Origin of the sequence: Paenibacillus sp. SZ31 (genome assembly GCF_012912005.1) — a bacterium.
Taxonomy (GTDB): Bacteria; Bacillota; Bacilli; order Paenibacillales; family Paenibacillaceae; genus Paenibacillus.
The window spans coordinates 22,235-36,265 of record NZ_JABBEA010000012.1 but is presented as its reverse complement, the minus strand read 5'-3'; the positions used below and the strand labels follow the sequence as shown (position 1 = coordinate 36,265).

The 14,031-nt window shown below is 46.2% G+C and carries 13 protein-coding genes; 1 reads left to right on the top strand and 12 read right to left on the bottom strand.

Features of this window, described 5'->3' with window-relative positions; translation table 11 throughout:
- Nucleotides 1–78 precede the first annotated feature (78 nt).
- The 11 genes from HF638_RS20495 to HF638_RS20445 all read right to left on the bottom strand — a co-directional run bounded on the left by HF638_RS20495 (nucleotide 79) and on the right by HF638_RS20445 (nucleotide 13,112).
- The gene (locus HF638_RS20495; protein WP_167544426.1) at nucleotides 79–249 is read right to left on the bottom strand and encodes a hypothetical protein; all 171 of its coding nucleotides are present in this window, start codon (nucleotides 247–249) and stop codon (nucleotides 79–81) included.
- Nucleotides 250–290: 41 nt separating this feature from the next.
- Nucleotides 291–1,082 carry a DUF4097 family beta strand repeat-containing protein gene (locus tag HF638_RS20490; RefSeq protein WP_169481826.1) on the bottom strand — a complete coding sequence of 264 codons (792 nt, stop codon included), beginning with the start codon at nucleotides 1,080–1,082 and terminating at the stop codon, nucleotides 291–293.
- Between the two features lie 36 nt (nucleotides 1,083–1,118).
- Nucleotides 1,119–1,784: a TetR/AcrR family transcriptional regulator gene (locus HF638_RS20485; RefSeq protein ID WP_169481825.1), complete on the bottom strand. Its 666-nt coding sequence runs from the start codon at nucleotides 1,782–1,784 to the stop codon at nucleotides 1,119–1,121.
- A 146-nt stretch (nucleotides 1,785–1,930) separates the two neighbouring features.
- Entirely contained in the window at nucleotides 1,931–3,730 is a 1,800-nt protein-coding gene (locus HF638_RS20480; RefSeq protein ID WP_169481824.1) for an ABC transporter ATP-binding protein, read from the bottom strand.
- Between the two features lie 73 nt (nucleotides 3,731–3,803).
- A complete protein-coding gene (locus tag HF638_RS20475) occupies nucleotides 3,804–5,102 on the bottom strand; it encodes an NCS2 family permease (RefSeq protein ID WP_074096222.1) in 1,299 nt (432 codons plus the stop codon).
- A 431-nt stretch (nucleotides 5,103–5,533) separates the two neighbouring features.
- A complete protein-coding gene (locus HF638_RS20470) occupies nucleotides 5,534–6,292 on the bottom strand; it encodes a tRNA threonylcarbamoyladenosine dehydratase (protein WP_169481823.1) in 759 nt (252 codons plus the stop codon).
- An 18-nt stretch (nucleotides 6,293–6,310) separates the two neighbouring features.
- Nucleotides 6,311–8,089: an aspartate--tRNA ligase gene (gene aspS, locus HF638_RS20465; protein ID WP_169481822.1), complete on the bottom strand. Its 1,779-nt coding sequence runs from the start codon at nucleotides 8,087–8,089 to the stop codon at nucleotides 6,311–6,313.
- 213 nt (nucleotides 8,090–8,302) lie between these two features.
- Nucleotides 8,303–9,556, bottom strand: a complete 1,254-nt coding sequence (hisS, locus tag HF638_RS20460; protein ID WP_169481821.1) for a histidine--tRNA ligase — start codon at nucleotides 9,554–9,556, stop codon at nucleotides 8,303–8,305.
- A gap of 599 nt (nucleotides 9,557–10,155) precedes the next feature.
- The gene (locus HF638_RS20455; protein WP_169481820.1) at nucleotides 10,156–11,424 is read right to left on the bottom strand and encodes an SEC-C metal-binding domain-containing protein; all 1,269 of its coding nucleotides are present in this window, start codon (nucleotides 11,422–11,424) and stop codon (nucleotides 10,156–10,158) included.
- A 630-nt stretch (nucleotides 11,425–12,054) separates the two neighbouring features.
- Nucleotides 12,055–12,501, bottom strand: a complete 447-nt coding sequence (locus HF638_RS20450) for a hypothetical protein (RefSeq protein WP_169481819.1) — start codon at nucleotides 12,499–12,501, stop codon at nucleotides 12,055–12,057.
- Nucleotides 12,502–12,605: 104 nt separating this feature from the next.
- The gene (locus tag HF638_RS20445) at nucleotides 12,606–13,112 is read right to left on the bottom strand and encodes a type 1 glutamine amidotransferase domain-containing protein (protein WP_169481818.1); all 507 of its coding nucleotides are present in this window, start codon (nucleotides 13,110–13,112) and stop codon (nucleotides 12,606–12,608) included.
- Nucleotides 13,113–13,315: 203 nt separating this feature from the next.
- Here HF638_RS20445 and HF638_RS20440 point away from each other — a divergent pair, with 203 nt between their 5' ends.
- Entirely contained in the window at nucleotides 13,316–13,495 is a 180-nt protein-coding gene (locus HF638_RS20440; protein WP_169481817.1) for a hypothetical protein, read from the top strand.
- A 74-nt stretch (nucleotides 13,496–13,569) separates the two neighbouring features.
- Here the strand turns inward: HF638_RS20440 and dtd are convergent, their stop codons facing one another.
- The gene (dtd, locus tag HF638_RS20435) at nucleotides 13,570–14,031 is read right to left on the bottom strand and encodes a D-aminoacyl-tRNA deacylase (protein ID WP_047844082.1); all 462 of its coding nucleotides are present in this window, start codon (nucleotides 14,029–14,031) and stop codon (nucleotides 13,570–13,572) included.

Genomic DNA, 14,031 nt, shown 5'->3' with positions numbered 1-14,031 from the left:
AAAGGATACTTACTATATCACATAGGGCAATTGAAAGCCACATCCGTTTTGTAGGCTTACTTTTGTAATATATGAGGCTCATCTGAATTGATAATTAATAATGGCACTGACAAGCGCACAACAACCAAACAGAATAAACCACCAGGCCCACTTGTTTCTGGACTGCCTGCGCCTGCTATTCAATGCGCCGTAAATCCCGATTAGCAGTACGATGGTGGAAAAACTAATCCCTACGATCCAACCAGCCATGATATCTGCCCCCTTTGTTTTCACTACACACGAACAGTCTCTCATTTCTTGGATTTCAGATGAAAAGCTCCTCCTCGAATATCCACTTGGAATTCACATTTTCCACTTTTGTGTATTAGACAGTTGCTGTCCCCATGAAGGGAAGTCAAATCAAATTCACTTTTTAGCGCTCCTGATCTTCTTTTAAGTAAGATTCGGAAACCTTCGTTATCTGGAATGGAAACCACTGCCTTTGCCCCTGTGGATACGGAATGCAATCTCTCTGGCATCTTGAGACAGTCCATATTTAATTCTCTGCCTGTTGTGGTAATTTGCAAGTGACGAAACTCCCCCGAAATGTCGATCTTGGCTGAACTGGATTGAAGATTAAGCTTATCTGCAATAAGGTGTTGTACTTTCACTACGGATGCCACTGCACACAGTTCAAGCTCCTCCATCCTCCCTGATAGATCTACATGACCTGAGGTAATCTTGCATTGACAGCGAGTGGCCAGAAGCCGATTCAACCGGAGTTGTCCTCCTGTGGAGTTTAGCAAAATACGATTAAAAACCCGAGCTGGTAGATGAATCTCCAATGCTGTTCTACCGACATTTATTCCAACGAGGCCTCTCCGTTTTCTCCCGTCCACAATGCTTAAGGTATCCCCTCCTATGTTAACTTGCATCAGCCTTCGCTTGGAAAACCACGCATCCGCATATTGTATGACGTGGATAAGTTCATCCACACTCGGAAGAACTCTGATATCTCCTGACAACCAATTTAACTGTATATCATGAATGGATTGATCAATGTCTATGCTCTTGCATATGGCAAGCTCACTACTTTTCAACATCTTTTCCCTCTCCATTTCAAACCATCAGGTGTATGTTTATTCCGCCTCCGCATAGCCTCCCGTGCTGGCATGCCGATTCGTAATTCGCTGAATGAGCTGTTCACTTACGATATCCGCTCCCAAAAGCTTCATCATGTGCTGTAGAAACTTGAGTCTTTCCAATGTCTGTGCCTGATCTCGTCCAAAAAGAAGAGGGTTGATCCAGATATTAACGAGCAGCATGAAGATTTCAGCGCACTCCAGCGGATATTCGACAGAGATCGATCCATCACTCTTGCCTTGCTCCATGATATTGGCAATAATTCGTGCGTCTTTTAGAACACCCTTCCTGATTCCACCAAGTACAAACTGTGGATTCTTGATCTGAGTGCTTAGAACCTGATCTATTGAGTTGGATTGGATTCCAGGATCAACGATAATATTTTCCAAAATACTGATGAGCTTCTGTCTGGCATTCGGAGCATGCGTGTTCTGGATGAGTTCCATAAACATATCTTCTGCCCGCCCAAGCTCCTTCTCCATCACTGCACTGAGAATATCCTCCTTAGACTTGAAGTGATGATATATTGCACCTTTGGACATACCTAATGCATCTATAATGTCTTGAATACTGGTCTTTTCATATCCCTTTTCAGTAAACATTTGAGTTGAGACTGCCAGAATCAGGTCCAGTGTCTGCTCAGGGTATTTATTTCTGGCCATAAGTCCCTCCTTATACATACCAACGGTCGGTATCTATAATATAGAGTATGTTGGTCTTACTGTAAATATGAGGAATTTAAGAAAAAGAAAAAGGATCTCCGTTGAAATACCTCATGGGTATAACGGAGACCCTGCATTAATGAGAATTATTCTTCGTTTTGTACTGTAGCTGCATTTACTTCCTGTGCCACAAACTGTTTCTGCGCTAATTCACGGTATACCGGATGATTGCTAATTAATTCCGTATGAGTTCCTGTTCCGGTAACATGTCCATGCTCCAATACAACAATCTGATCGGAATCCACCACTGTGGACAATCGGTGCGCGATCACGATCGTAGTTCTTCCTTCCATCAGGTTGGACAAAGCCTGTTGTACTTCATACTCCGAGGTACTGTCCAGACTGGATGTCGCTTCATCCAACATGAGAATATCTGGACTGCGCAGTAAGGCACGAGCAATAGCAATCCGTTGACGTTGGCCCCCGGATAACTTGATTCCTCTCTCGCCCACTTCCGTGTCATATCCCTGTGGCAGCTTGTCGATGAAATCGGCAGAATAGGCCATCTCAGCAGCTCGCCGGATCTCATCCATCGTGACCTCACGGTTCAATCCGTAGGTCATATTATCTCGGATTGAACCCGCCATAAGCGGACTTTCCTGAGATACATACCCGATTTTGCTACGCCAGGAGGCCAAAGAATAATCGGTTATCGCTTGTCCTCCATACGAAATATGGCCTGAATCGGGCATATAGAACTGCTCCATCAAAGAGAACAGTGTTGATTTGCCGCTACCGCTTGGACCGACAATAGCTGTCACTTTTTGTGTAGGTACCGTCAAATTGATTCCGTGCAACACTTCCTCACCTGTAACATAGGAAAAATGTACATCATGGAATGCAATCGTCTCATTTCCTTTTGGCGCTACCTTAGTGCTGTCATGTGGCTCTTCCTCATCGGCAAGGATCGCTTGTATGCGCTCCGTTGCACCTACGACTTTTTGCAAACGAGAGTATAACGTCGTGAATTGTCCCATTGGCATAATGACCTGGAACAACAGTAAAATGAACGCAACCAGTTCACCAGGCGACAACAGTCCAGACGCTACGCGCATTCCCCCCACACCCAGAATAACTACTAGAACGGCAGTCATGACAAATGTAAACAAAGGACCGATCAGAGCAAGAATGCGCGCTTCCTGCAAGCCAAAAGCGAACATTTTACGAATCCGGGAATCCCCTGCTTCCACTTCCTGTTTCTCCGTGCCATAGGCTTTGACCAAGCGGATCTCACCAATAACCTGACTGAGCACGGACGTAAGACCTGCCATCTCATCCTGTTGTTTCTTGGAGATCTTGTACATTTTCTTACCGACCGGCAATAGAATCAACAGCGTAAGTGGCACCAGACTCAGAATAATGAGCGACATCACCCAATCCAAGTAAAAAAGTAATACCACGCCACCCACAACAGCGACGATGTTGGACACAAAGGAAACCAGATAATCTGCGATCAACGTCATGATCTGGCTTGTATCATTCGTAATCCGGCTCATCGTATCGCCTGTACGATTGCGGTCGAAATACGGCATTCGTAGCGACAATACCTTGTTCCACAGCTTGGTGCGAAGTGTTGCGACGACGCGTTGTCCGGCGTAATTTAACATATAAATGCTAATACCCGAGGCAATCGCCTGAATCACAAATGCCCCAAGCAATAACAAAATAACAGATTTGTTCAATGCCGAAGTGGTTAATCCATCAATCAGACCTTTGGTCATCAATGGCACGATCAGTCCGGCTGTAGTTTGAATCAGGGTTAAGATGAGGGCCAGAATCAAGATCAGTTTTGGCGGGTTCGTGGAGGCGATAAGCTTGACGAAATCCTTAAATCCCTTTTTTCCTACCTTCGGTTCATTCTGCCCTGCTTGTTGCTGCTCTTCCATTCCCGTTCCTCCCGTTCTCCATCTGCTCACCAGAGATCATACGTATGAACTTACATGACGTTGCCTTTTGTTATTACAAAACTCCATGCAACACAAAGTTGGCTAAAAAGAGGATGGAAATGCCATACATGACCACAGGCACCTGTTTACCTTGACCTGCTGCCAGCTTCGCTAATGGATAGGCAATAAATCCAAACGCCATACCGTCCACGATGCTATATGTAAATGGAATCATGACCATGATCAGAAATGCTGGGAATGCCTCTGTGAAGTCACCAAAATCCATATCTTTCACACCTTGTACCATCAGACCACCAATAATGATCAAAATGGGAGCAATCGCACTGTCCGGAATGTAACCGAGCAGCGGGATGAAGAAAAAAGTAGCCCCGAATAACACGGCTGTAACGAGCGGAGTCAAACCTGTGCGACCGCCTGCCGCAATTCCGGCTGTAGTCTCTGCTGCAGCAACTGGAGGACTGCTTCCGAATATGCCTGCCAACACGGTACTAATGGATAGTGCGCGCAAACTTCCTTTGAACCGCTCTGGACGACCAATCATCTGTGTCTGAGCGGTAATTAATCCGATATTTTCGAACACTACAATTAGCAGTAGCAAAAATACCGCGATCCAGAACGCGACATCAGCCAACTTCATCAAAGACAATTCGCCAAACAAACCGCCGTATTGACGCAGCGCATCCATCGCTGATACGGATTCACCCGGGTTCACTGCTCCAAGTACATAGGCAAGGCCTGTCCCGACCAGAATACTGATCAGAAGTCCCCCCTGTACATTTCGTATAAATAAAATCAAGGCAAGCACCAGCGTAACGCAGGCTGTAATGACATTCGGATCATTGAAATGCCCAATCGCGACAAACGTGGTCTGATGTGCGATGACGATTCCACTTTTTTGTAAACCGATAAATGTCAGAAACAAACCAATCCCGACCGTAATGCCATGCTGCAAATTTTTCGGAATTGCTTCGCTAATCATTTTGTATAATGACGTAAATGCAACAATGGCAAACAGTATACCTGTAACGGTTACAACGGCCAATGCTTCTTGCCAGCTTAATTTCATGGAATGTACGAGTGTATACGTAAAAAATGCATTAATCCCCATTCCGGGTACTACGATAATCGGTGATTTTCCGCCAAATGCCATGAGCAAACAGCCTGCAATGGACGTCAGCAGGGTTCCAACCATAGCCGCCTGCAAGGGCATCCCGGCATCGGAAAGAATTGTAGCATTGACCATAACGATATAGACCACGGCAAAATAGGAAATGGCTCCCGCCACGACTTCCTTCTTCCACTGGTCTCCTGGCTCCATGCCAAGCCGTCTGGTCATCCATCCGTGTTTCATTTCGTTCTATTCCCCTCTCTCTATATAGGCTGAATAACTGAGTATTTACACTCCACCACTACGTGGACAGAACAACTTTCCGATCGCTGTTATCCCCAGATTTTGTTTAAATTTTTTAAATGTACGAATCCGGTGATAAAGGCGAACGCTCTGCTTCTTCAGGTTTCTTCTGTCCTCTTCGTTCTTGTGTAAATCTTATTCAACTTATATGGCCGCAAATTCATTATGTATGTATCATCATTTCGCGCAGCAGTGAATATCATACACGGTTTTGACTTTGAAGTACATGACGTAACTCTGACATTTATCTAGAGATGCAGTTCGGCTATCATAGACGATTGACGTCCCGTTGCTCCGTCTTTCGACGTATGACCTACACAAAAAAGCGCAGATGCCTCATCGGCATCCACGCTTTTTCTGTTAGCAGCATGTTACTGCTGCTTGTTCTCTGCAATTTCTAACAAATCCTTAACGGCAACACTGACCATAATCAGTCCAGCTACCGGAGGCACGAATGAGTTACTCGCAGGTGGCTGTTTGGCCTTGCGAATTTCCGGAGCATTCTCGGGAACGATTTTCTGTGTTACGTCCTCGCGTGGTTTCATCGGCTTTTCAGTCGAGAAGACCACTTTCACGCCTTTTTTAATGCCGTCTTTGCGAAGTGTGGTACGCACAACACGGGCAATCGGGTCCATGGTCGTTTTCGAAATATCCGCAACCTGGAATTTCGTCGGGTCCATTTTATTCGCCGCACCCATGCTGGAAATCATCGGAATTTTACGTTTCAGACACTCTTTAATGAGATGGATTTTATAGATAATTGTGTCGGATGCATCCAGCACATAATCCAGTTCATATTTGAACAATTCCTCATACGTCTCTTCCGTGTAAAACATATTCAGGGCAATCGCATCACATTCCGGATTGATCAGTTTCACACGCTCCACCATCAGATCCGCTTTCTTCTGCCCCACTGTCGTAGTCAGCGCATGAATCTGGCGGTTAATGTTGGTGATGTCCACTACGTCTTTATCAATCAGGATGATGCGCCCAACGCCGCTACGGGCAAGAGCTTCTACAGCAATACCACCTACGCCGCCAATACCGAGCACAGCGACTGTACTATTCTTCAACGTATCCAGACCTTCAGGTCCGATCGCAAGTTCTGTTCTTGAAAATTGATGGAGCATTGAGAATCGATGCCTCCTTTATTTCTTTTCCGCTACCGGTTTACGGGCTACGCGGATGTGAAGTTGTTCCAATTGAGAGTCATCCACTTCGGAAGGTGCATTCATGAGCAGATCCGTTGCACTTGCCGTTTTCGGGAAGGCAATCGTTTCACGCAGATTCGTACGGCCTGCCAGCAACATGACGAGACGGTCCAGACCAAAGGCAATACCACCATGTGGTGGAGTTCCATATTCGAATGCTTCCAGCAGATAGCCGAATTTCTCATTCGCTACTTCTGTAGAGAGTCCAAGGGCAGCAAACATTTTCTCTTGAACATCACGTTTGTAGATACGCATCGAACCGCCACCTACTTCATAACCATTGAGAACAAGGTCATAGGCTTGAGCGCGAATTGCACCCGGATCAGTGTCGAATAGATGCACATCTTCGTCTTTTGGACGAGTGAACGGATGGTGTTCTGCCACATAACGTTTTGCATCTTCATCATATCCGAGGAGTGGGAAGTCCACAACCCAAGCAAATTTGAATTTGCTGTCATCAATCAGACCGAGTTGACGGCCGATTTTCAGACGCAATGCGCCCAGAACGTCAGCAACCACTTTTTTGGTGTCTGCGGAGAAGAGCAGCAAGTCGCCATCTTCAGCACCTGTACGTTCTTTGACAGCTTCGATTTCTTCAGGCGTGAAGAACTTCACGATTGGCCCTTTGAACTCGCCGTCTTTCACTTGAATCCAAGCCAGACCTTTCGCACCGTAACGTGCAGCAAATGGTCCAAGATCATCGATCTCTTTACGACTCCATGTGCCACAGCCTTTAGCGTTCAATACTTTGACTTCTCCACCTTTTTCGATGACAGAAGCAAATACTTTCACACCACTGTTTGCTACAATATCGTTCATTTCAACCAGTTCCATACCAAAGCGCAGATCTGGTTTGTCTGAACCATATTTGCCCATTGCATCTGCATACGTAATCCGTTGGAAAGGTAGTTCCAGCTCAATACCTTTGGTTTCACGTAGCAATTTGGCCATCAGTTCTTCCATCATTGGCAGCAGGTCATCCTGTTGCAAGAAAGAAGTCTCGATGTCGACTTGAGTGAATTCTGGTTGACGGTCTGCACGCAGATCCTCATCCCGGAAACAACGAGCGATCTGATAATAACGCTCAACGCCACCCACCATCAGCAATTGTTTGTAGATTTGTGGGGATTGTGGCAAGGCGAAGAATTCACCTTCATGCACACGGCTCGGTACGAGATAATCACGCGCACCTTCCGGGGAGCTCTTGGTCAGGATTGGTGTTTCCACTTCAACGAACTCTTCTCCATCCAGGTAGTCACGGAACACTTTGGATGCTTTGGAACGCAGTTTCAATGTTTCGAACATTTCCGGACGACGCAGGTCCAGGTAACGATATTTCAAACGAAGGGATTCATCAACTTCGACACCATCTTCAATGAAGAATGGAGGTGTTTTTGCTGCGTTCAGCACTTCAATTTCTGTAATTTGAACTTCAATTTCGCCTGTAGGCAGGTTTTTGTTAACTGTTTCTGCATCACGTTTAACGACTTTACCCGTTACAGCGATAACATACTCGCTACGTACGCGATCTGCGATTTGTAGAGCTTCACCGGAATAAGCCGGGTTAAAGACAACTTGTACAATCCCGCTGCGATCACGCAGGTCGATGAAGAGTACGCCCCCCAAGTCACGACGGGTCTGAATCCAACCGTTTAATGTTACTGTTTCACCGATGTGTGCGGGTGTTAATGCGCCGCAATGATGACTTCTTTTCATAACCAAACTCCTCATTATGTGAATTTCCGTTCTGTATGGGCAGTTAGTGCCTGCTCTTCAACAGTCCGGTTACGTGTAGACCATGTATTCGAAAAGGCATGTTACCTCTGGCTCGCCAACTTCCGCTTAATTGGAATCGTCGGTGAACCTCAGTAATTTTGCCGGATCAATTGTTTTACTTGAATGTTTAAGATTTAATGTAACACTTCGTGCTCATTTACCTTCGCGAATTGCCGCTACCAGATCATCCAGCTTCACGGTTTGTTGCTCACCCGTATTCATCGACTTGAGGGCAATCTCACCACGCTCCAGCTCGTCATCACCAAGGATGGCAGTATAGCGGGATTTGAAACGGTCAGCTGATTTCATCTGTGCTTTCATCTTACGGCCCAGATAATCACGTTCCCCAGAGAGTCCAGACTGACGAAGTTTGAACAAGAGTCGGTTCACTTCACGATCAGCTGCCTCTCCCAGAGCAACAAAGTACACATCCAGTGGAGCCAGCGTAGTAACCTCAATATTTTGGTGCTCCAGAATCAGTTGAATGCGCTCCAGACCAATACCGAAGCCGATACCCGGCTGATCAGGTCCGCCGATATCACCAACGAGACCATTGTATCGACCACCGCCGCCAACGGTATCAATTGCTCCAATACCTTGGGCTTTTAATTCAAAAGCAGTCAGCGTGTAATAGTCCAAGCCCCGTACCAAGCGATTGTTCACAGCATAATCTACTCCGAAATCATCCAGGTAAGCCTGCAGCTTGGCGAAGTGATTCAAAGACTCTTCATCCAGGCTATCCAGTATGGACGGTGCCCCTACGAATTTGTCCTGATCGACTTTGCAGTCAAGCACACGCAGCGGATTACGCTCCATACGGGACTGACAGTCCTTGCACAGGCTGTCTTTCATCGGTCTGAGGAACCCAAGTAACGTCTCGCGGTATTCTGCACGGCTGGTTGAGTTACCAACGGAGTTGATCTCCACTTTGACATCCTTTAAGCCGAGTTCTACACACAACTGGTAGCCAAGTGCGATTACTTCCGCATCAATCGCCGGGTCCAGCGCACCGATGGCTTCTACACCAAACTGGTGGAACTGACGCTGACGACCTGCCTGCGGGCGCTCATACCGGAACATCGGACCGATGTAATAGAGCTTGCTCACATCCGGTTCACCGTAGATTTTGTTCTCTACATACGCACGGACAACACCCGCTGTTCCCTCTGGACGAAGCGTCATGCTGCGATTGCCTTTGTCATCAAAGGTATACATTTCTTTCTCAACGATATCGGTAGTCTCTCCTACACCGCGTACAAATAAAGAAGTCTGTTCGAAGATCGGTGTACGAATCTCGCGATAATTAAACCGTCGACATAGATCTCGTGCTTTTTCTTCTACATACTGCCATTTCTCGACAACTCCAGGCAGTAAATCCTGCGTTCCAGTCGGTTTTTGAAAAGCCATAATGATCCCTCCAGCATTGATTTTCTCTATATAACAAAAAAATCCCTCGCCCTGTCGCTGTGTATACAGCAAACAAAGGGACGAGAGATTGTGTAATATACATTCACCCGTGGTACCACCCACATTCCGGAAAACCTGACACTTTAGCCGTTCAGGTGATATCTGGTGACTCAACATTGCCTAGGGCATTGTAATCAAGCAGATATTCCGCTCTACGTGTAACGCACGTCCTGCGCAGGCCGGCTACTGGTCAACAGATCATGTCTGCTGTGTTCGCCGTCTGTTCTCGGGGAAGTCATTCGTCCGCTCATCAAGAGAATCCTTACAGCCTGGGGATTCCTCTCTGGTCATGTGGGCACGGAGTACTTGGTCCCGTCATCAAATCAATAATATAGTTCAAGAAACGACTTAAATTGACTATAGTCAACGTATTATTTTCTGATTGTAATGAACCGCAGTGCTAAAGTCAAGGGTTAACACGAAAAGATAGCATTAAAAAAATTTACTCACACGCTGTACGGTATGGGGAGTCCACTGAAATCACGGCTAATAGAAGCTGGATTCCACCAATGAATTCCAACTTCTATTGCTTCATAACGCTATTGTTTTAGCATCCACTTCAACAGATCCGGCGCGCTCGCCCATAAACGGGAATGCATAATGACATATTCAATCGCTTCGTCGGAGTCGCCCATTCCCACAAAATCAGGGAGGTTAAGCGGCAGTCGCTTCAAACCCAGCAGGTAATCAGGCACATGTTTGTTCACACCCCGGGCTACACGATACAGCATTTTGAGCTGGGAGGTGATTCCATTCTTCTTATACTCCAGAATGATCTGGTCATAGGCAAATGCAGCTGCAGCGTCACCTTTTCCATACTTCTCTAACAATTGCTCCGCCTGATCCAATTGGTTGGTGTACAAATACACAGCAGCGAGCAGGTAACGTGCTCCGGTATTATCTTCCGTATTAAGCTCCAGAATATGCTCCAGGGTTTGTGCCGCTTCTTTGGCATCTCCGCCAAACCAGCAGGATTCGGCATAGCTTTTGCATATCCGGATATAGGGACGCGTCTCATGAAGCCCCCAAAAGTCCCCTTTGTTCTTCTCAAAAAACAGTTCGCCCAGTTCACGTTCGCCAGCAGCGATTCCAGCCTTGAGGTAAGCTCGTGCATCTTGCTCATCGTCCGATTCCTCAGCAAGAATAAGATACGCATCAGAGCTGTCAGGATACATCTCTAGCGCTGTTTCCGCCAGATGTACTCTCCGTTTGGAAGAGCTCGCTTCCATCGCCTTAGACAGCAGAGCCTGTGCTTTGTCTTTCGATGTGCCTGGGCCGTTCAGCATCAATAGCTCGTCCGTTTCACCGCCCATGCCGTATTCTTCGATGTAACTATTCATCTCCTTAACCTTCCGGGAGATCGTGCCTGTCGTTACCTCATATTTATCAGCCAGCTCAGCCTTTGAGACATTGAAGCCGTATTCCTCGGACAGCAAATACTCAATTGCAGCAGAGAACGAGCCTGTCTTCTTCACAGTAGGGCGGGTCTGACGGGAGTAGCCGTTCCATAGCACCAGAGCTTCCAAAATCACCTCTGGCTCGTATTGGTTCCTCATGTTCTCAATAGTCTGCAGGGCCAGCTGTTCGTGAGCCGGATGCTCCCATTTCAATTCGCTTGCCACCATCTTTTTCAACTTAGTCAAGGTCAGCTTGCTCTCAGGCTGAATGGAGGCTTCCCGAACCGGTTGCTCCGTTGATATTATCCCCAGTATGGATTCTACTGCAGAGGACTCCTTGTTCAGACAACATTTCTTATATTTTTTCCCACTACCACATGGGCATAAATCATTTCTTCCAACCTTACTCAAAACTAATTCCCCCTTAAATCTGTCTCTAGCCATTCGCATGAGAACTCTGTTGCTTTAGCATTGCAGGTGTCATTTCTCAAACGAGGCATTCTATATAACTTTCGAATTCCATCGATCAAGCAGAAACGACTGCCCCGTACTTATATAAAAAAGGTGGGGCCGTTTCAGCGATTATATGTTCATCTGGAATATGACGGATCACTCTGGCGATGAATTCCTCATACTCTCTGTCATAGGATTGGATTCGCCTGAACCTAATCGCTTGGGCTAGATTTACCGTCCAATGTAGCCCAACTATGAAAACAATTCGCTGTAGAATATATAAACCCATCTCTCTATTCTAGCAAAAATTGAATAAAGGGGTAAGCTCTGCCCAAAACATACACATTCTCAGCTCAAAAAAATAGCCTGCACACGGTGTGCAGGCTCAAAGGATATATAAAAAAAGGGGGTCATGTGTGTTATTATAAGCCCACAATGTTAAAGGCTTATGTATCTAATATTACAGTAATATTACAAAAATGATAGCGCTTTATAAATTAGTTTTTTAATATCCTCCTGATTAAAAAGCCCTTGCACATCACTCGACTGTGTGGTCGAGCAGTACAAGGGCCAAGAAGTATCTACACGTTAATTCAAATCTTCCACATAGGCATGGTTGGAACGAAGCTTATGAACAATCTCGTCATAGTCCTCATCTCTTACTTTGGCAGACAGAACATAATGCAGATCATCATAATCGGCCGAAGACACATCCGCTGCATCCAGCAGGTCTCCATCCTCATTCACTCTGTCACGAGAATCACGTTCTGCATCACGGTCCACATTCGCTACCACAGGAATCACATTTTCGCTGGCTGGAACACCAGGGGCTGCACCTACACCCATGGCTCCGTTGGTGCCTACGCCACCTGCTGTATTATAAGGCACCAGTGGCACCATAACACGCGTGTCTCTACCTACCGCACTGTCCAGTTGACCTACTTCCAAATGCTCCGTACGGAACGTTTGGAGCGAAGTTCTTGCTCCCTCTGCCTCGTCTTCGGTTCGAAAATACGCCTGAATATGTTTTGTCATGTCAAACCCTCCTTTTTCGGAATGAAATGCAACGTGAAGTTTGTAGGCTTCACGATGTAACGTAGTTAAGATACATCCATGTATGTCAGTTAAACTGGGTGAAGTTAAATGACTTTTAGCAGTTCGCGTACAAATGCTGGCTCATCTTCAGGTGTGCGGGATGTAATATAGTTTCCATCCACAACGGCCTCATGATCCTTGAACTCTGCTCCTGCGTTTACCATGTCATCCTTAAGTGGTGGATAAGATGTAATCGTGCGGCCTTTCAACAGACCGGCACTTGCCAAAATCTGCGGACCATGACAGATCGCTGCGATCGGTTTCTTCGCACTGTTGATCTCGGTGACGAACTTCAAGATATGCGCATCACTTCGCAAATTCTCAGGGGATGATCCACCAGGAATTACGACCGCATCATAATCCGAAGCGGATGCATCGGTAATCGCCTTATCTGCCGTATAGGAGGCCTTTCCTCCCTTACCTTTAAGGGTCTCGCCGGCTTTTAATCCGATAATCTCCACTTCATGTCCAGCTTTTTTCACTTCGTCATACGGGACCTGCATCTCCGAATCTTCAAAGTCATTCGCCAATAAAAAAGCAACTTTACTCATAACGTAATGTTCTCCTTTCCGTGTTCGAACTTTCTTTAGAAATCGGGACTTGCAGTACATTGGCACTTCGTTGTGCCTCGTTTTGTTATTACCCTCACCAGAGCAATTTATAACAACACACAACAAAAAGTCCTGATTCGATAACTACGAACCAGGACTTTTTCAGAATCTGTATAATCCAAATTTCGGATGTTTATATACCTGTGAAGACAATCAAGATCGCGGAAGATGGCTCTGCTTCCCTTTGTCTGAATCCTGAAGTGCCCAGATTGTTGCAACACATTCAGCAGCCGCACGGGCAAGATGCAATGATTCATACAAGTTTCCAGGGAACACCAAAGGTTCCGTACGAGTACGTGTTTCTTTCGCAGATTGGCGCATAATGGGTTGGATACTCCTTTGATCATAAAATTGTCATCAACGAATTATCCCTCATTATGGCCTGAACTCCACGAAATTATGCACGCGGTTCCTGACGAACAGGACTTTCAAGCATCAAGGTCACCGGTCCCCAGTTGGTAAATGTTACATCCATCATCGCTCCGAAACGACCCGTTTCAACTTGAATACCTTTATCACGTAGTAGCTGATTGAACGTTTCATACAACAGTTCTGCCGCTTCAGGTCGGGCCGCAGCCGCAAAGCTCGGGCGTTTTCCTTTGCGACAATCCCCGTACAAGGTGAACTGGGAAACAGACAATACAGCACCACCTACATCCAGTAGACTGAGATTCATCTTCTCCTGATCATCCTCAAAAATCCGTAACCCACTAACTTTATCAGCCAGATACTGGGCATCCTTCTCTGTGTCCTCATGGGTAATGCCTACGAGCAGCATTAGTCCGGATTGGATCTTACCTGTCAGCTCGTCTCCAACGGTCACCTGAGCCTCTTTACAGCGTTGTACAAGCACCCTCAT